Genomic DNA, 18616 nt, shown 5'->3' on the forward strand with positions numbered 1-18616 from the left:
TGACTGGGGCAGTTTTACTGAGGCTTGGCGATCTCTTTGGGAACCTGCCCACTCAGATAACGCCAGTTTTTAATGAAGGAAATCAAATCGGCCATCTGTTGCGGATCAATCGTCTTCTCCAGACCGACGGGCATCAGTGAGACACCATTCGATTTCATCTCATCGATCTCATCTTTCAGAATCGTAATCGTCTTACCTTCCGGCTGCGTCAGGGTAATGGACGCACCACTGTCTGAAGAAATGATTCCCGTGTGAACCACACCATCGATGGTGATAATCGTATAGCTGAAGAAATTCGCATCAATGGCCCGGTTGGGGTCCAGAATATTTGTCAGCAGATACTCTGGAGTCTTGGTTCGTGAATCCCCGATATCGGGAGCCACATTCACTCCGATCTCGCCAATCTTGTGACAGGTGACACAGTTCTTGGCAAACACCAGTTTGCCTTGCAGAGGATCAGCTTTCAATGACAGCGATTTCTGATAGTCGGCTAATACTTTCTGGCGATCCGCAGGAATCGCAGCGGCAAACAGAGCAGCTGCCCGCTTTTTGATTTCGGGATTGCGATGACGCTGCAGACTGCTGGAACGCGAGGGTCCCAGTTCCGAAATTTTGATCTGATCTTTTTCGATCGCATCCAGTAACAGGCTTGTGCGATCCTGGTTCGACAGCATCGCATCCAGAACAGCACGTCGCATGCCAGGTGTTTGAGTCGAGAAACCATCCATTAATATCTGGCCAATCCGGGGATCAGAATAAGGGCTGATCGCTGCGATCGCTGCGATTTTCACCGCTTGAGAATTGCCCTCCTGGATCAGCGAAAGCAGTGTTTTGCCGCTGATTTCAAAACCGACGAACTTCAAGATACTGATGGCATTCAACCGCTGTGCCAATGGGGTTTTGGAACTGGCGGCGGCATCCACAATCTTCTGATAAAACTTCTTCAGCTTCTGCTGATCAGTCTCAGACAGCTTCGCCTGATATTCCGTGATCGACTTGCCACGGCGTCTGAGACTGTTACCCAGTCCTTCAAAACCGGCAAGCTGTAACGGCAGGAGTGCATCGGAATTGAGACCGGCCAACAAAGACAGCGTTTTCTGAATTTCCTCTGGTTTCAACCGGGGACCGATGACGGCTGTCATTTCTCCGACGGCATCAGCGACGCCCGCCTGAGCTGCCTGCTTTTCATCACTGGCTTGTAACTGTTTTAAGAATGAAGTGAAAATCTCCACCGTCTGTTCGGGTGCAGAGGAAAGCACAGCCGCACGCGTAAATGGATCTGCGGCGCCATTTAACATCAGGCTCGCCAGCTGATCGACCGCAGACGGGCCGCCTTTCGCTTCCCCCAGACTGATCGCCAGCTGAAATCGCAGGGGGCCATCCGCAGACTTCACCAGTGACAGCACTTTGGTTTTCAGCTTGTCATTCTGAGACAATCGGGGCTCACTCAATCGTACTGCCTGGGCCACAACACGCTGAGACTGGTCCTTCAATGCCGCTTCAATGAGAGCATCACTAAGTTTTCCCAGTCCTTCCAGAGCCCACAAAGCAAGAATTCGCGACTGTTCCGTTTTACCATTAGAAACCAGTTGTTCCAGTTGGGGTTGAATCGATGTATCCTGACGTTCGAAAATCAAACGGGAAGCCGTTTCCCTCTGCCAGGCATTTTCTGAGGACAACGCAGCGACCAGCTGTTTCACAGTCGCATCTTTCAGAGATGTATAGACATTCTTGTCGATCTTCGCTCCCTTGGGAAGAATGCGATAAATCCGGCCACGATCAATTCCATCATTCAGATCGGAGCGTTCTTTCAATTCGACAGGCATAAACTGCGGATGCTCGATCACAGCGCGATACATATCACACAGATACAATGCACCATCCGGGCCATTGGCCAGGTTGACGGGTCGGAACCATTCATCGCGGCTGGCGATGAACTCCACCTGATCGCGTCCGTATTGAGAGTCATAGGTCGCGCCCATGGGAGTCAACACATCCCGGTGAACCAGATTTGCAGTCGGTTCGCAGGTGAAGCTGTTCCCATAAAATGAGTGGGGAAACAACCCGCCACGATAAATCGTCACGCCACAGGCGGCTGTAAACTGCCCTGCGTGCAATGTGGAAGTTGTCCAGGTACGACTAATCGCATACACGCGGGAATCTTCTCCATCGGGTGAGACATCATGGTAAACCGACTTCACTGCGAGATAAGGATTACGCTTCAGGTAGCGATTTTCCAGGACGATATGTTTATTGGGGTTGCGATTGGTACAGACAAAACGATTCCCGTAATCATCAAACGTCAAGCCGAACTGACCGATGCCGGAAATCGATTCATATTTTCCAGTCAAAGGCTGAAAGCGAAAATCCAGACCGCTAATAGGAACCTGTTCCGCCTTCTTTTTCCATTCGGGATGAGTGGCAATCACCGAACCGCCCCGTAAGCCGTTGGCAATATAAATATGATTGTCTAAACCCAGTGTCGGGTGATTGGCCCGCAACTGAGAGTTATCTTCTTTGAAGCCGGTAAACCAGGTCTCGACGAGATCCGCTTTGTCATCACCGTCAGTGTCTTTCATGTATTGAACTTTACCCGCCAGGGTGACAATCAGTCCCCCTTTCCAGGGTTGAATTCCTGTGGCAAACAGCAGTTTGTCGGCAAACACAGTGGCCGTCTCATAATAACCATCCTGGTCTTTATCCCGTAATAATTTGATCCGACTTTTCGGTTCTTCACCTGGCTTGGGACCATGGGGATAGTCAGTCATTTCCACTGCCCAGAGCACTCCGGTTTCATCAAAGGCAACTGCCACAGGATTGATGATATTTGGTTCTGAAGCGACCACCTGCATTTCAAAATCAGGATGCACCACCGTCTGCTGCAAACTTTCCTCCGGTGTTAAGGGAGATTTAGGCACTTCTTTTTTCGGAGGATCGGCAGCAAAAGAGAACTTCAGGCAGACAGCGGCCACCAGCAGGAGTGCACCCCAGCGGAAGGCCAGAGTAGGAATTCCCGGGATCGAATGATTTCCATCACCGGCGGGTCGTTTAAACGCAAGAAAAGTAGCTGATTTCATGTGGGATCACCGTAACAATACAGATTGAATTCTGATGTCTTATCAGACCTGGAATGGCACGTTGGTCGAAATCGTCCGCACACTGGTTGGCGTGCTCGCCTGACATCGACCACCTGTCAAAACAGGATTGATGGACCAATAGTTTAAATCACAAAAAATGAATTTACTTCGAATCTATCCTAACCGACAGGATGACGACTCTCTATCTTACTTGAACCTGCTTTTTGAGAATTTATAAACAATATTAACGTTTAACGAGACGCATTGCACCCCTGCAGCGAGACTCTCCCTTTTTTTCGGTATCACTGCCAGCTATTTTGGGGATTCGTACACTCGGCGACTCAATTGGCTTTTCAGTCCTCTCCTGAATTGATTAACCTGATAGCACGCTTTTGAGGAAACAGAAATTAATAACTACCGAAACAACGTTCTATTGAATAATAGTGAATTATGCAGTCATTCAACCTGGTTTTAATCCGTTTCTGTCTGTCGGCCTGGGTAGGCGCAGCCGTGATCTTTGTGATCAATGGCGTACAGGACGTCACCTTTCAGCCTTTTGACTCCTTAACCAGGGATCAGCTGATTACATTACATTTCCCTGTTTACTATACGATCGCCTGGGTGCTCTTAACGGGATCTTTTGTGAGTTCGCTGGTACTTAGAACAAAAAACATCTGGTCCCGGAACAAAGCGAACCTGATCACCGCTCTGATCATGCTGAGCCTGGCCATCAGCGTAGTGGATTACTTCTGGATTTATTTGCCTCTGGAATCCATGATTACTCCGGCCGGCAGCCCGCGGCCTGCTCAGTTCCATCACTACCATCAGGCTTCGAAGTACATTAACAGCGTGAACATTCTACTGGCATTGATCGCAGCAATTCTCGTCAACGGCCCCCTGCTGTCCCGGATGCCAACAAGCAGCGACGCAGACGGCTCAGTCACGAATGTGAAATAACTGTTTGAGCGCGTCGAGCAGACCATGTGGTGTGCCTTCCCGGGCTTCCTGTCTCAACACTTCCAGCGGTGGATGCAGGAGTTTATTGACGATCTGTTCAATCGAGCGTTTGATGAGGTCCTGGTCTTTTCCATCCAGATGCGAAAGTTTGCTGAACAGTTTTTCGACTTCCTGTTCGCGCACATCATGCCATTGTTCGCGAAGCTGTTTGATGATCGGCCCTGTCGCCCGGTGATAGACGCCGTGCATGAAACGTTCTGTTTCTTCGTCGATTATCGCGAGCGCCTTTTCGACTTCCTTCTGACGTGCCCGACGATTCTTCTCACAAGTCGCTTCCAGGTCATCGATATCATACAGGAAGATATTATCGTTGATCTGACCGACTCCCGGTTCAAAATCGCGGGGTGCACCCAGATCAAGAATGAAGAACGTTTTGTTTCCGGATTTCTTCAATACCCGTTCAAAGCAGGCGATATCGACAATCGGTCGTGAGGCACCCGTTGTACTCACAATCACATCAGCCGCCGCCAGACAATCTTCGAGGTCCTCATAAGGCCGGGCTTCCCCGCCCCACCTGCCTGCCAGTTTCTGCGCATTTTCCAGGCTGCGATTCACGACGATGATGTGTTTGACGCCCTCATCTTTCAGATAAGTCAACGTCTCTTCCGCCATTTCGCCGGCACCGATAATCAGCACAGTCTTGTCATCAAACCGTTCAAAAATTCCTTTGCCGAAAGTCCCTACAGCCACACTGGCAATCGAGACTCTGCCTTCCGCCAGTTGGGTTTCGGTACGTACCCGGGCGGAGACCCTGATCGCCTGTTGAAACAGTGCATGCGTGAGCGGCCCACAGAGTGCATTGTCTGTCGCACACTGGTAGGCTTCTTTGACCTGATTCACAATCTGGGGCTCGCCGAGCACCATGCTGTCGAGACTGGAAGCCACCTGAAACAGATGCCGCACCGCATCCGGTCCCTTGCGTTCCAGAAAATCTTCGAAGAAATCGCTGACGGGTACCTGATGGAATTCAGAAAAGAATCGGGCCAGATCCTGATGCGAAGGCCCGATTTCGGAATCCTGTGTAGCGGTATACAATTCCACCCGATTACAAGTCGAAATCACCACGATTTCGGTATCGGGATAAGATTGCTTCAAGACAGAGTACGCCTGATCCAACTGCTCTTTGGAAGAAAAAGCCAGTCTCTCTCGAATATCCAGACCCGCAGTCTGATGGTTGCAATACACGACCTGCAGATTCACGACAGAATCCTTTCTGCAGGCGAGTCATGCAATTCAATCACGGGGTTGGTAATCTGTGAATGCCACGATTCAAAATTGAAGGGGCGTACATTGGAAAGGATCTGAATGCCGATCACCGTCAGCAATATGAGGCCTCCGGTCCAGATCGTCAACTGAGCAATATGCTTCTGATTGGGCTGTTTAGTCCGCAGAATAAAAATGACACTCAGCATCATTCCCACCCAGACCAGTTCATAGACGATGATCACAGGATCAAAAAATGAAATGGCATGCGCGCCTTTGCGAACATAAACCCCCAGCCCGATACCGATGCCCATCCCCACTGTCATCAATGGTGCCGATATCATTAACGCCCAGCGATTCAGGCGAGACAGCTTTGCCAGGCTGGGCAGATTGAACCCGCTCGAAAAATTCTGTTTCTGCTTTAATCGTCGATGCTGAATCAGATACATCAGACTGAGGACAAAGCTGAGAACAATGCCCACCCCTCCCAGCACCAGTAAGGATGCATGCAGCATCGCCCAGGAACGAATGGAAGGTTCCATCAATGGGCTGGTAACGTCGTCTACAAAATAAGAAGAAATCACCAGCGCCAGCACCAGGGGGATCAGGAACAGTCCGATCGAGAGTTCTTCATCAATCAGATTGATAAACAGAAATATCGCTACCAGCACCCAGGAAAAAACAATCAGCCAGTCATGGGATGAACTGAGCAGAGGCGGCAACTGTGTTGTCCGGGCTCGATTCAGCAGATACGCGGTCTGGGCGATCAGACCAGCGAGTGAGAACAGAAAAATCAGAGGCCGCAGAAATCCGTTTTTTTTTCGCAGAAATCGGGTCAACTCTAATCCGAGAGCAACCAGATAGCTGGCCATAAAACAGAAAACGGTCACTTCCGACAACATGCCTGGTACTTTGTCTGATTAGAGAGGAAATAAAGTGGTGGGCTGTTTACATCGCTGATGGGACATCAGCGGCCTCTCTATTATAGGGCTGTACAGCAGGTAGAGGGCAAGTCATCTTGCTTCGGATTCTAATTCGTACTCCGAGATTTTTTTATGTAGCGTGTTCCGATTAATACCCAGACGCGTGGCGGTCTTGGTCTGTACACCCTGGCAGGACCTCAAAACCTGCAAAATCACTTCTTTTTCCACAAGTGATACAATCTGAGCATGCACATCGGTTGAAGACTCGCCTACACGCTGTAACTCCATACTCACCAGATCACGACACATCGTCTCTGGATTCTGTGTTTTAGACGGTAACGAGCGTGCGATCGCCTTGCCGGTAACGTGTCCCGGCAACAGGTCCAGCGATGGACCATCCAAACCGGAAAGCACAATCAAACGTTCGACGTAATTTTGCAGTTCGCGTACATTGCCCGGCCAGGCGTAATTCTTAAAGGTCGATAAAACCTCTTCAGAAAATTCAGGTAGAGGTATTTTCTCCCCGGCGGAAAACTGTTTTGCAAAAAAGTGAACCAGTTCGGGAATATCTTCCGATCGGTCTCGCAGGGGTGGCAGGTTAATAGGAATCACGTTCAGGCGATAATATAAGTCTTCTCGAAACCGCTCTGCTTCGATTTCATCCAGCAGATCACGGTTCGTGGCAGCCACAATCCGACAATCCACCTGAATAGACCGCGTATCACCGACACGCTCAAATTCGTGTTCCTGCAAAACCCGCAGCAGTTTCACCTGCAATGTAAAACTGACCGAGTTGATTTCGTCCAGAAAAATCGTGCCGCCATGGGCCGCTTCAAAACGGCCCGTACGATTTTCAACAGCACTGGTAAAAGCCCCTTTGATATGCCCGAACAATTCGCTTTCCAGCAGACTTTCACTGAGTGCGCCACAATTCACCCGAATGAACGGACCGGTGGCGCGAGGACTTAATTCGTGAATCGCGCGGGCAATTAATTCTTTACCTGTCCCCGTTTCTCCCGTTAGTAAAACGGTCGATGACGTGGCAGCAGCGCGGCGGGTCAGTCGATAGATATTCCTCATGGGCGGACTTAAACCGACCATATCTTCTAAAATGGGGCGATCGTCTTCCATTCTTTGTATTGGAAAATCCTATTCATTCACAGGGTAAAGTATCGAAGAAGCAAATCTGTGAGATATTGGAATCGCAAAGCTTTCGGACCACTGGCTTTCCGAAAGAAATCGAAACTCCCTGTTAACCAGCATGAAAAAACTGCACCTACATGCTCAAAAAGATGGCGAACGCTAAGATATTGTACGCTGCCATAGCAGAAGAGGAAAGTGGCAGACCTGTTTTTTTTATAATTCAACAGTATTAGATCAGGTCAGATTATAAAAAAACCCAACCCTGCACAGAACGGAAGCACTACGCACACTTAGTGGGCACATCAATCAATACTGGATACGGCAGCCACTTCCGGAGTCACTTGAGAATTCTGAGAATCAACGAGTACCACTTTGGGCTGATGCCGACGGGCCTCTTTCTCTTTATATTCAGCGTAACTGGCGATAATTACCAGATCCTGAGGTTTCACCAGATGGGCGGCTGCACCATTAATACAGATGACACCTGAACCCGGCGCGCCGATGATGGCGTATGTGGTCAATCGAGTACCGGAAGTGATATTGTAAATCTGCACCTGCTCGTACTCGACGATATCTGCAGCGTCCATCAGTTCCCGATCAATGGTTACACTTCCGTTGTACGCCAGATTTGCTTCGGTCACAGTTGCCCGGTGGATTTTTGATTTCAATAAAACGCGCTTCATCATTCTTAACCTGAAAGAAGTAGGACTTCTTTTTAACTGGATACAGACTTTCAGACTGAAAGGATCGGCGTATACTAACCATTCGCCTTAACGATAAGCAAGAATATATTCATTTGCCCACCAGGGTGTGTTTTCAGGTCTGTATCTGCACGGGGCCTGACACGGGATCCTCATGTTTATTATAGTCAGCTCCCTCTTCCTTTCCATCCATTTTACGAATCCAGGGTTCATCTGCTTTGGCCCCCAGTGCCCGTGCATAGAGATAGTAATAAGTGGGGATCAGGAACAGTACGAGAACTGTCGCCAGCATTAAACCAAAAATCAGGCTGGCGGCCATGGGAATAATAATTTGTGCCTGGAAGGAAGTCTCTTTTAATATCGGCGCTAAGCCGACGATTGTTGTCATGGAAGTCAGCAGAACTGGTCGAAAGCGACGACGACCTGCATCGACCAAGGCTTCGCGTAAAGGCAGACCGTCTGCCACGCGATGGTTGATAAAGTCGATCAGAACAATCGAATCATTGACCACCACTCCCGTTAACGCCACCAGCCCAAACAAAGAGAAGAGCGTCAATTCCATACCTAATATTGCGTGACCAAATACCGCACCAATAATACCCAGTGGAATGATCCCCAGTATGATTAAAGGTTGAAAGTATGATCGAAATTCGACAGTCAACAGCGCGAACATGGAAGCCAGGGCAATCAACAGACCTACAATCAGACTGTTTACAGATTCATCCGTCTGTTCCTGCTGCCCTTCCCAGCGAACCCTGACATTGGGGTAGTTTGCCAGTAACTGATCCATAAAGCCTCCCGACTTTTTCAGGGACTTTACAATCTCGCTTGCATTCCCCTCTTTTTCATTCAAATCGGATGAGACTGTAATGGATCGTTGCTGATCGATTCGATTGATTTCTGAATAGCCGCGCTGAACCGTCACGTCTGCCAGTTCAGTCAAGGGGCGTTCTGCTCCATCACCGGTTCGCACCCGAATGTCATCAAAACTCATTAAAGATCTTCGATCTTCTTCCGGATAGCGCACCATCAGTTTGACTTCGTGTCGTCCCCGCTGCAGACGCATCACCTCTTCTCCATAGTACGTGGCACGAACCGTTTCTGCTACATCGGCCAGGGGAATTCCCATCGACCGCGCTTTATCCTTAATTTTGATTTGAAATTCCCATTTACCAGGGCTGGAATCGTCGTTGACATCTTTGACCCCCGGATAGGTTTCCAGTTCCCGCTTACAGGCTTCGACTGCCGCCTCCAGTTCGGTGATATGTTTCCCATCTGCCAATAGTTTGAATTCAATCGGCTTGCCTCCCGGCCCCATGGAAGGAGATTTGAATGTGAGTCGGTCGACACCCGGGATTTTCCCGACCCGCTCTCTCCACATATCGAGGATTTCCTCGCTGCCCAGTGTGCGTTCTTCTGCCTCCACTATTTCGACGCTGACTTTTCCGACATGGCTGCCTTCTACAGAGCCTCCCAGATTTGCCCCTGATTCATCGCGTGTCCCAAAACCGACATTACGTCGCACGAGTTTAATCAGGGAAGTACCATGTACTTTCTGATAATCCCGATTCAACGCTTCAAAATCATCCTGAATTTTACGCGTCGTTTCCCCTGTAATCGACTGCGGGGTTCCATCCGGATACTCCACCGTCGCTTCGATCATGCGGAAATCGGTTTTAGGAAAAATATTGAAAGGCGCAAACCCGCCCATAATCAATCCGGCGGACATCAGCATCAATGCTCCCGCAACTGCCAGAGCAGACGAGGGATAGTTCAAGGCCGCTTTAAGGACAGGCAGGTAGCAGCGGTCGATAAACCATTCCAGTTTTCGACTGACAAATCCCTGTTCCTGTTTTTGAAAGCTCCCGTCCGCTGGCTGTTTCGCATGTGCCAGGTGGCAGGGAAGAATAAACGTACTCTCCATCAATGAAATCAATAACATGGCGATCACCGCGATCGGCATCACCGCGATGAATTTTCCCATGATCCCGGAGACGAACAGCAATGGCATAAAAGCAATCACAGTTGTCGTAACCGAGGCACAGACAGACGGTAACACTTCGGTGGCACCATCAATGGCGGCGGTGACAAATGATTTCCCCATTTGTCGATGTTCGTAAATATTCTCACCCACCACGATCGCATCGTCGACCACAATCCCCAGCGCCATCAGGAAAGCAAACATCGAAAGCATATTCAAAGTCTGGCCTGTATAATACAGAACCACACAAGCACCAAACATCGAAATGGGAATCCCCAGCGCCACCCAGAATGCCAGCCGGAATTCCAGAAATATCGCCAGTGTGATAAATACCAGAATCAGCCCCTGTAACCCGTTTCGGGTCAGCAGGTCCATACGGTCACGCACATCCACTGACTGGTCTTTCCATAATTTCAGCGAATACCCGGCAGGCAGTTTGGCAGTTTCGACGAAAGCCCGTACCTCTTCCACAATCGCCAGTAGATCTTCCTGAGCGGTCCGTTCCACGGCAACCGACAAAGCCGGCTTGCCATTGATTTCACTGATCATGGTCGTATCAGCAAATTCATCCTGAACGTGTCCCAGGTCCCCCACTGTCAGCACAACCCCGCCCGGTTCAGTGACGAGGGGGATCTTTTCAATTTCTCTACCGGTCAGATGTTTATTTTTTCCGCGTACTAATACGACCTCAGAAACGGTATTCAGCTTCCCCCCGGGCAGCTCCATATTTTCTCTGCGTACGGTCCTCGCTACATCCTGTAATGTCAGCCCATATTTCCGCAGGGTGGCTTCAGGGATTTCGATATCAATCTGATAATCGCGTGCCCCGGCAATATTGGCTTGAGATACCGATTTCAGCTTCATCAAATCATCACGAATTTTTTCTGCCAGTTCACGCAGTTCCAAAGCGCTATTCTCGTCCTCGATCCCCGGACCAATCACGGCAACTTCAATTGCTACCTGCCGAAACGTGATCTGCTGAATTTCCGGATCTTCCGCCAGCTCCGGAAAACTGGGAATGCGATCGATTTCAGAGCGAACCTCGTTCAGAATTTTCTGCACATCGGGTACATCTGCCCTTAATTCGAGAACAATAGACCCTGATCCTTCATTGGCAATGGACGTCATCTTTTTAATGCCGTCAATCGCGCGAACGGCCTCTTCCATCTTCTGGCAGATGCCTTCTTCGACTTCATCGGGACTGGCGCCCGGATAAGGCACCGAGACCAGAATGATTTCCAGTTCAAATTCCGGAAAGACTTCACGCCGCATCATCATCAGTGAAACCAGGCCGACCCCCAGTACTGTGACCATCAGCGTATTCATCGCTGGGGAATTATTGATGGCCCATTTGATGATCGACCTCATTCTGCGTCTCCCTCACTCACCAGCATGCCTTCATCAGCAGTGCTGAGTGGCGAGACGACAACCCGATCTCCCGGCTTCAGGCCGGAGGCACCCTGCTCGACCAGCAACTGATCACCACTCATGTCCACCACGCGAACTGTTTCAGAATGCAGTTTACCATCCCGGACGACCCACACCAGATTTCCCGGACGAATGGCCATCTCGGGAAGTTTCAGCAGGGAAACATTCCCTTTAAGCGGAATATCAATCACGACAAACATTCCCCGTGTCAAAGGGGGGGCCCCCACAATTCGATTGGTCGGCTGCCCATTTACCAGAATGGCAGAGGGGCGTGGATCAGATACAATAATGCGACAGGGAACCGTTCTCGTTTTTTCATCAAGACCAATGCCATCGAAACGGGACAATTCACCATCCCAGACAAACTTGCGCCCGCCGAGTTCGTAGGAAACTTTGACGGGCAGTTGTGGCAGTTGGTATCCCAGATCATGACGATTGGAGGGATCGGTAGCAGTACGATTCCCCTGGGCAGCCTGAGCTGCGTGCTGCCAGAGCAGAGAGAGTTCTTCCATTCGCAGATCCGTGCTCACTTCTACGGCGGAAGTATCTTCAATTGTCACCAGCGGGTCACCGACTTTGACATAACCATCCTCCTCGACCGAATCCTCAACGATAACCCCATTGATGGGTGAATAGATCCGGGTGCGGCTGAGATCCAGCTTGGCGCGAGACAGTTGCACTCCCACCAGGTCGCGGGCATGCATCATACGTTGTCGTTTCGAACGCAGCAGGTCGGCTTCATTAGTCAACTTCTGCAGTGCGTTGCGGGCGGCCAGTTCACCACGTTTGGCTTCTTCAAATTCGGTATCCGAAACCACATTTCTGGCTCTTAATTTTTCCACGCGATTCAAGTGTGTTTTCTGCAGATTGACTTCTTCATGCGCCAGATCAATCATCGCTTTGGAGTTATCGATTTCCACTTCCAGTTCATCGATGACATCCTGCGCCTGTGCATGTTCCTGGGTCAGCCGCTTGACTTCGAGTTCGTAGTTCTCGGGATCAATCTGGATCAACAGATTCTCTGTCCCCGATGCCGCCCGTTCCTGATCGGTTGCTTTGCGTACCAGATTCCCGACCTTGCATCCATTACGCGTCAATAAAACCCTGCCTGCCACTTCCGCCGCCAGCTTCACTTCGCGGGAAGGAACCACAGTTCCATCAACGGTTACCGTAAAACCGGAATCTGTCGGGATCACAGGCTGAGTCAAGACCAGAGGTGCGGCCTGGGCCAGTAGTTTCTGACTCTGTTCCGGTTCTTTTTTCATCGCCATTAAAACAACCAGGCTGCCACCACCTGCAGCTAAAATAATAACCGGAAGCATGAAATGCTTCAGCTTTTTATAAAAGCTGCCTGATTTCTGATTTTTGAAGTCTGACATGATTATTTTCTATCGTGAATTGCATCACAAATGAAATTGACAATAAACGCGAAAAGTCAATTACGAAGTATCAACAGTGATTTTTGAGTTTCAATTTCCGTCGCTCAGCATTAATGCCTTGATCCAGAAAGCTCTATTTAATTTCGACTCAGTTTGATTAATGTTTCCCGATTGTGTACCGGGTCGGTTCAGAAATTGTTAAGTGTTGAAGAAGAATCCATTTCTGATGAGAGGAATTCGTGTTTCAGATTTTTGATGGCTGCCAGAGAAAACTGAAGAATATGTTCAATAATTTGTTCGGTATTGTAATGAGCTTCCTGTTCTTCCTCTCCCAGCATCAAAGTAACCAGACCGCCTGAAACACGGTAGAACTGACACTGAGCAGCGATACTGAAAACACACTGCATTCGCCGATGATCCGGTACCTCTTCTCCCAGAATCTCCAGCAGGATTTTGTCGGCGATGTTCACAAACGGACGGAACAGATCCTGAACCAGATGCTCACAGGCCCGTGTGGGCCTGAGTACTTCGCGCATTATCAGATGATTACTCCAGGAAAGCTCCCCCGTGCCCAACATCCGTCTCACCAGTGTTTTGACCCAATCCTCTAATTTTTGTTCGGGGGGTGTATTCTCAGTCCATTCCGGTAAAGGAGCCCGGGAAACTCCCATCTGTTTCGCCAGGCAGATCACTTCCAGGTAAAGCTGTTCTTTATCCCCAAAATAATAATTGACACTCGCCAGATTGACATCCGCTTTCTGACAGATTTCACGAACCGTCGCCTTCTCAAAGCCTTTCTCTGAGAAAACCGGTCCTGCGACCTCCAGCAGTTTTTCACGGACATTGATTGTGGACATGGTGGTATTCCGACTCTTTGTAGCGCTAACCGACCGGTCTGACAATCGAATGATTACAGCCTGATCGCGATATTCATTAAACCCGCCGTTTTAAACAATTGTATTAAACAGCCGTTTAAATTCAAAGCAAATTTTTAAAAATCAATGTATATATTCATAAAACGCTACTATAAATTGACTTATAGCACACACAAGCACACCAGTATTGTCGAAATACCGAATATTGAGCAATTGATTCGAGATCAGCTGGCGAAGCGTTCGGGACCTTCTTCGCGGATATCAAACCGCTGAAACCCGGATTCATCAAGGCGCTGCCTGAGAAGTTCTCTCCACAATTTTTGAGGGAGTCCATTCAGAATTCCGTACAGGACCATCCCGATTGTCAGGCTGGCGACTTCGACGACGCGCATCGGCAGCGAAAATTGCTTCAAATCGGCGAATATTTCCTCGGCACTGCAGTATTCACCAAACTTTTGATCGTGGTACATAAATTCCACGCCAGAGAAATCTTTGCTCCATTCATAGTCGAACGGACCAAATTCTCTTCTACGATGGAGTACCCAGAAGCGGGTTCCCTCAAAACGTATTCCGTGTGTACCTTCCAAAACGAATGTTCCTGAATAGAGACTGATACTTTTGAGTGCCATGTGTGTAAGAGACCTCGTATCAACCAGATGGAAACAAAATGGACTATAAATCATACGTCATTCTCCTCCTTTTGCGAAGTCCGTTTTAGAACCTCTGGTTGGCTTCCTCTGTCCATCCAAGCCGATAAACCTTCTTTTTTTCCAGGAACCGTTGGGAACCGGAAAAAAATAACCACCATAAGTCGATAAGTATTCAGAACTTGCTATCATTATGACAACCCAGTTGTTCAACCCGGTTCGATTCAAAACACAGGATCCATGAAACATTCAGAACCGTATCTTGCAGCGGTCGAGATCGTCCGCAAACTACGTGACGCAGGCTTCCAGGCCTTGTGGGCAGGCGGATGCGTACGTGATCTGCTGCTGCAGAAAGAACCCAAAGATTACGATGTCGCCACGAATGCACTGCCTGAGGAAGTGCGCACACTGTTTGGCAAACGTCGAACTCTGGCCGTCGGTGCCAGCTTTGGAGTCATCATCGTCCGCGGACATCAGCCCGACTGCGATGTAGAGATTGCCACATTTCGCAGCGAAGGCCCTTATCTGGATGGACGGCGTCCCGAACACGTGAAATTCACCACAGCCGAAGAAGATGCCCAACGCCGTGACTTCACCATCAACGGCATGTTTTTCGATCCCATCAACGACGCGATCTTCGATTACGTAGGTGGCAAAGCTGATCTCAATCAGCACATCATTCGTGCGATTGGAAATCCTCTGGAACGAATGCAGGAGGACAAACTCCGCCTGCTCCGCGCCATACGGTTCGCTGCCACGCTCCACTTTCAACTGGAAGAAACCACGCGTCTGGCAGTTCAGGCGATGGCAGATCAGATTAACGTGGTCAGCCCCGAGCGGATTGCAGACGAGTTGCGTAAGATGCTGGTTCACCCGGCCCGCAGCCAGGCGATTGCCCTGGTTCAGGAAACTGGGCTGCTCAAACAGGTTCTGCCTGAACTGACTCCACTCTGGGAATCCGCAGAAAACCAAGACCTCTGGCTTCACACACTCGACCGCTTGAAACTGGTAAATACACACAACTTTGAAACCGCTTTTGCGACACTCCTGCTGGATTTACCCGCTGCGGGTCCTGATCAGCGTCTGAATGAAATCTATGAGATCTGTAAACGTCTGCGTTTTTCCAATCATTCTCTAAACCTGGTCCACTGGCTGGTGCAGCAGCGAAACAGTCTGGAGCATGCCCCCGACATGAAGCTGTCTCGGCTCAAACGCCTGCTGGCACATGAGGATTGCCCACATCTGTTTGAATTAATTGCCGCCGATTTAAGTTCTCAAAAACAACCACTGGACGACCTTGAATTTTGCCGTCAGTATCGTGATCATACTCCCAGAGAAGTCTTGAATCCCCCTCCCCTGATCTCAGGTAATGATCTGATCGACCTGGGTATCAAATCGGGTCCTCAGTTCAAACATCTGCTGACGCAGGTTCAGGACGCCCAACTGGAAGAATTGATTCATACGCAGGACGAAGCATTTGCGCTGTTAAACCAAATACTTCAAAAATAAACATCGTATTCGAAATTTCATTAACAGTCGTTCGCTAAGGTTTTCTCATGGCTGATTTAGTTCGTATCGGAATCATTGGAGCAGGCGCTGTCTCCGATTACCATCATGTTCCCGGCATCAATCTTGATCCCCGCGCGGAACTGGTCTCCATCTGCGATCCGAACTCCGAACTGCTGGCCCAGCGTCAGAGCGACTGGGGAAAAACCAAAGTATCGACGCGATTTGAAGACATGGCTGATGACCCGGATGTGGATGCCGTGATCATTGCGACTCCCAATTTCACTCATCATGAAATTGCGTTGGCCTGCATCAAAGGTGGCAAGCACGTGATGTGTGAAAAACCACTGGGATTGAACTACACCGAGTCAGCCGAAATGTATCGCGCAGCCCGTGATGCCAATCTGCGACACATGACGGCATTCACTTATCGCTTTGCCCCTTCGATGCGATATGTGAAACACCTGGTTGAATCCGGGGCGCTGGGAGTGCCCCGACATTTTCGCAGCCAGCGTTTTCTCGACTGGCCTGAATCCAGCTGGGGTTGGCGGCAGAGTAAAAAACTGGCCGGCGCCGGTGACCTGTTTGACATGACGATCCACCGTATCGATTTCGCGCAGGATCTGCTGGGACCGATTAAAAGCATTTGTGGAGCCGTCGCTCAATTTGTTCCACGAGATAAAACAGCCGAGGGTGAAGCCTGCGAACCGTCAGAAGTAGATGACTGGTCGTCCCTGATTGGTCAGTTTGAAAACGGAGCCGTCGGTGTCTGGGAAGGCAGCACCCTGATGAAGGGCTATCACAACGATGGCTTCGGCTATGAATGGGCCGAGGTCAACGGTTCAGAAGGCTCCGCCGCCTATCAATTGACCGATCCCAACAACATCCTGATCGGAAAACCGGGGCAAACCATGGAAAAGTTACCCGTCCCCGATGAATACCTGGTGATTGACGGCAGTCCCCGCAAACCTCACGAAGGCGTTCCCAGTACGGTTTTCCGCTATGACCTGGTCTACGAATTCGTCTCTGCGATCGTCGAAGAACGGGACGCGATTCCCGGTTTTGATCACGGTGCCTCAGCCCAACTCGTGGCTGACTCGGTACTGGAATCGTTCGACAAACGCACCTGGATCGACATTAACTGTGATCTCTGAGACTTAAAATGTCAGCTGGTAACGCATTATACCCGTAGGCGAAATATCGTAATTGCCGATATCGGATTTGTATTCCAGCTTTCGGTTGAAAACGAATCCGACTTCCAGTTTGCTGATCATTCCGCCGGTATGTTTTGTTTCGAGACCGCCAATTAAGCGCAGATCACTATAAGTCGCGATATCATCAAAGCCTGCTGTGCCACGCCGAATTCCCCACGAGCCACCGCCAAATTCACCAGCGACATACGCCCACCGTTCGAGTTCCTCTGTTTTTTCAATACGGTACGTGTACTTGGGCTTGGGAAAAATCAATTCGAGTCGTGATCCTTCACTGAACCACATAATCATCCCCGCTGCAGGCAACATCTGAATATTTTCGCGATCCAGATACACGACTCCCATGACAAACTGCTTGGAGCGGGAGTGCACATAATAGGCAAGCCCTTTCCCGGTTATCCGCAGAGAATCGGACGTCACATTTTTGAAATCACTGTAAACTCCGGGAGCCACTTCCAGTTCATAGGACCACTTTTCGTTATGTTTTTTGAACCAGCGAAACGCCACCGAGGTATCGTAAACTCGCGCTGGTAAATCAGTCTGTATCGGTCCATCCAGATAATGCACGCCAAAATAAGGGGTCACCGAAAAACCTTCTAACCGCGGCACTTCGATTGTTTCCGACAGATTGATGCTGAAAATTCCAAGTTCATCCCCCGTTCCCGGCAACCATGTGACTCCGGCGTCTGCCTGCTTATGAGAGATTAATGGCACAATCGCATCACAGTCGACGCAGTCATCGCCTGGGTCTGCCCAACTCTGATCGTCATCCAGCAACTGAGGCGGAATCCCCAATGCTTCTCGTGAATCAGCATCCAGCACATTGGGGATCTGGGGAGACTGGCTCACCTGTTCGATTTCAGCCTCGCGCGGCATAAAAATCGTTCGATGCTGCAGCGCTTGTGAACTGCCTGTCGCAGCATCACCACGCGACTGAACAGACGCACCTTGTGCCCATGCCGTACCATCAACACTCTCCATGCTGAGCGCACACAGGGCAACGACCAGAAACACAACCTGGCGGGACCGAAAGAACATGACCGAATTTCCCAAATGTATGATAAGGATTTACCTGGAAATCATTATCAGAGCCCGAGCACGTAGACCAGGGTCAGATAGATGAGAGGTGGTAAGGGGAGGAGTTATGAGAGAGGTAGCAGGGAGTGCTGTATGAAATATCAGGGAATGAATATCAGGTCAACCCGAATCTAGATCAGTGGATCTCTCAATTCTCTGCAAAAATGCCCTGTCCTGAACGTTGCCCCTTACCATATTAGATGTTAGAATCAAACTCCTTAGACAGAATATATACATTCGAACATAGCAATTTTCTTTTATCAGGAACTAGTGAGAAATGGGACGTGTTGAAAAAGGGCGTGAACTGGCCCAACGTCGAGTCCGGAAACACAAGCTGAAACAGCTCCGGGCAAAGTTTGCCAAAGCGAAAGATCCTTCGGAAAAAGAAGCGATCAAAGAAAAAGTTCGCAAAATCAGCCCCTTCACTGTCCTGGAAGAATCTGCATAA

At 49.6% G+C, this 18616-nt stretch carries 14 protein-coding genes; 4 read left to right on the plus strand and 10 right to left on the minus strand.

Translation table 11 applies throughout. The features are described 5' to 3' along the window. Nucleotides 1-14: 14 nt before the first annotated feature. Nucleotides 15-3077, minus strand: coding sequence for a PVC-type heme-binding CxxCH protein (locus Pan161_RS06600; RefSeq protein ID WP_145225224.1), 3063 nt, complete (start codon nt 3075-3077; stop codon nt 15-17). Nucleotides 3078-3527: 450 nt separating this feature from the next. On the opposite strand from Pan161_RS06600, the gene Pan161_RS06605 reads away from it, so the two are divergent. After that, nucleotides 3528-4034 carry a hypothetical protein gene (locus Pan161_RS06605; protein WP_145225226.1) on the plus strand — a complete coding sequence of 169 codons (507 nt, stop codon included), beginning with the start codon at nt 3528-3530 and terminating at the stop codon, nt 4032-4034. Here Pan161_RS06605 and hemA read toward each other — a convergent pair. The 8 genes from hemA to Pan161_RS06645 form a co-directional block, all read right to left on the minus strand. Continuing rightward, on the minus strand, nt 4014-5294 hold the full coding sequence (hemA, locus tag Pan161_RS06610; protein ID WP_145225228.1) for a glutamyl-tRNA reductase: 1281 nt from the start codon (nt 5292-5294) through the stop codon (nt 4014-4016). The two genes, Pan161_RS06605 and hemA, sit on opposite strands and share 21 nt — an antisense overlap. Then, nucleotides 5291-6199: a cytochrome C assembly family protein gene (locus Pan161_RS06615; RefSeq protein WP_145225230.1), complete on the minus strand. Its 909-nt coding sequence runs from the start codon at nt 6197-6199 to the stop codon at nt 5291-5293. The genes hemA and Pan161_RS06615 overlap by 4 nt, the downstream gene beginning before the upstream one ends. 111 nt (nt 6200-6310) lie before the next feature. Next, nucleotides 6311-7351, minus strand: a complete 1041-nt coding sequence (locus Pan161_RS06620) for a sigma-54 interaction domain-containing protein (RefSeq protein WP_145225231.1) — start codon at nt 7349-7351, stop codon at nt 6311-6313. Between the two features lie 314 nt (nt 7352-7665). Then, complete coding sequence (gene panD, locus Pan161_RS06625) at nt 7666-8046, minus strand: aspartate 1-decarboxylase (protein WP_145232526.1); 381 nt, start codon at nt 8044-8046, stop codon at nt 7666-7668. Between the two features lie 133 nt (nt 8047-8179). Further along, the gene (locus Pan161_RS06630; protein ID WP_145225234.1) at nt 8180-11413 is read right to left on the minus strand and encodes an efflux RND transporter permease subunit; all 3234 of its coding nucleotides are present in this window, start codon (nt 11411-11413) and stop codon (nt 8180-8182) included. Continuing rightward, nucleotides 11410-12852 carry an efflux RND transporter periplasmic adaptor subunit gene (locus Pan161_RS06635; RefSeq protein ID WP_145225236.1) on the minus strand — a complete coding sequence of 481 codons (1443 nt, stop codon included), beginning with the start codon at nt 12850-12852 and terminating at the stop codon, nt 11410-11412. Before Pan161_RS06635 ends, Pan161_RS06630 begins: the two co-directional genes overlap by 4 nt. A 188-nt stretch (nt 12853-13040) precedes the next feature. Next, nucleotides 13041-13709 carry a TetR/AcrR family transcriptional regulator gene (locus tag Pan161_RS06640; RefSeq protein ID WP_145225238.1) on the minus strand — a complete coding sequence of 223 codons (669 nt, stop codon included), beginning with the start codon at nt 13707-13709 and terminating at the stop codon, nt 13041-13043. A gap of 242 nt (nt 13710-13951) precedes the next feature. Next, on the minus strand, nt 13952-14314 hold the full coding sequence (locus Pan161_RS06645) for a hypothetical protein (RefSeq protein ID WP_002649754.1): 363 nt from the start codon (nt 14312-14314) through the stop codon (nt 13952-13954). 300 nt (nt 14315-14614) lie between these two features. On the opposite strand from Pan161_RS06645, the gene Pan161_RS06650 reads away from it, so the two are divergent. Further along, a complete protein-coding gene (locus Pan161_RS06650; RefSeq protein WP_145225240.1) occupies nt 14615-15883 on the plus strand; it encodes a CCA tRNA nucleotidyltransferase in 1269 nt (422 codons plus the stop codon). Nucleotides 15884-15930: 47 nt separating this feature from the next. Next, nucleotides 15931-17034 (plus strand): Gfo/Idh/MocA family protein, encoded by a 1104-nt coding sequence (locus tag Pan161_RS06655; RefSeq protein ID WP_145225242.1) that lies wholly within the window; start codon nt 15931-15933, stop codon nt 17032-17034. 3 nt (nt 17035-17037) lie between these two features. Here Pan161_RS06655 and Pan161_RS06660 read toward each other — a convergent pair whose 3' ends face one another. Beyond that, nucleotides 17038-18129: a DUF6268 family outer membrane beta-barrel protein gene (locus Pan161_RS06660; protein ID WP_145225245.1), complete on the minus strand. Its 1092-nt coding sequence runs from the start codon at nt 18127-18129 to the stop codon at nt 17038-17040. A 316-nt stretch (nt 18130-18445) separates the two neighbouring features. Here Pan161_RS06660 and Pan161_RS30440 point away from each other — a divergent pair, with 316 nt between their 5' ends. Further along, entirely contained in the window at nt 18446-18616 is a 171-nt protein-coding gene (locus Pan161_RS30440) for a DUF6800 family protein (protein ID WP_002649758.1), read from the plus strand.

It is taken from the genome of Gimesia algae, from assembly GCF_007746795.1.
GTDB classification, from domain to species: Bacteria; Planctomycetota; Planctomycetia; order Planctomycetales; family Planctomycetaceae; genus Gimesia; species Gimesia algae.

Coding starts and splice junctions, on each gene's coding strand:
- Pan161_RS06605 (WP_145225226.1), top strand. CDS start 3,528: ATGCAGTCATTCAACCTGGTTTTAATCCGTTTCTGTCTGTCGGCCTGG.
- Pan161_RS06635 (WP_145225236.1), bottom strand. CDS start 12,852: ATGTCAGACTTCAAAAATCAGAAATCAGGCAGCTTTTATAAAAAGCTG.
- Pan161_RS06620 (WP_145225231.1), bottom strand. CDS start 7,351: ATGGAAGACGATCGCCCCATTTTAGAAGATATGGTCGGTTTAAGTCCG.
- Pan161_RS06650 (WP_145225240.1), top strand. CDS start 14,615: ATGAAACATTCAGAACCGTATCTTGCAGCGGTCGAGATCGTCCGCAAA.
- Pan161_RS06630 (WP_145225234.1), bottom strand. CDS start 11,413: ATGAGGTCGATCATCAAATGGGCCATCAATAATTCCCCAGCGATGAAT.
- Pan161_RS06655 (WP_145225242.1), top strand. CDS start 15,931: ATGGCTGATTTAGTTCGTATCGGAATCATTGGAGCAGGCGCTGTCTCC.
- Pan161_RS06640 (WP_145225238.1), bottom strand. CDS start 13,709: ATGTCCACAATCAATGTCCGTGAAAAACTGCTGGAGGTCGCAGGACCG.
- Pan161_RS30440 (WP_002649758.1), top strand. CDS start 18,446: ATGGGACGTGTTGAAAAAGGGCGTGAACTGGCCCAACGTCGAGTCCGG.
- panD (WP_145232526.1), bottom strand. CDS start 8,046: ATGAAGCGCGTTTTATTGAAATCAAAAATCCACCGGGCAACTGTGACC.
- Pan161_RS06600 (WP_145225224.1), bottom strand. CDS start 3,077: ATGAAATCAGCTACTTTTCTTGCGTTTAAACGACCCGCCGGTGATGGA.
- Pan161_RS06660 (WP_145225245.1), bottom strand. CDS start 18,129: ATGTTCTTTCGGTCCCGCCAGGTTGTGTTTCTGGTCGTTGCCCTGTGT.
- Pan161_RS06615 (WP_145225230.1), bottom strand. CDS start 6,199: ATGTTGTCGGAAGTGACCGTTTTCTGTTTTATGGCCAGCTATCTGGTT.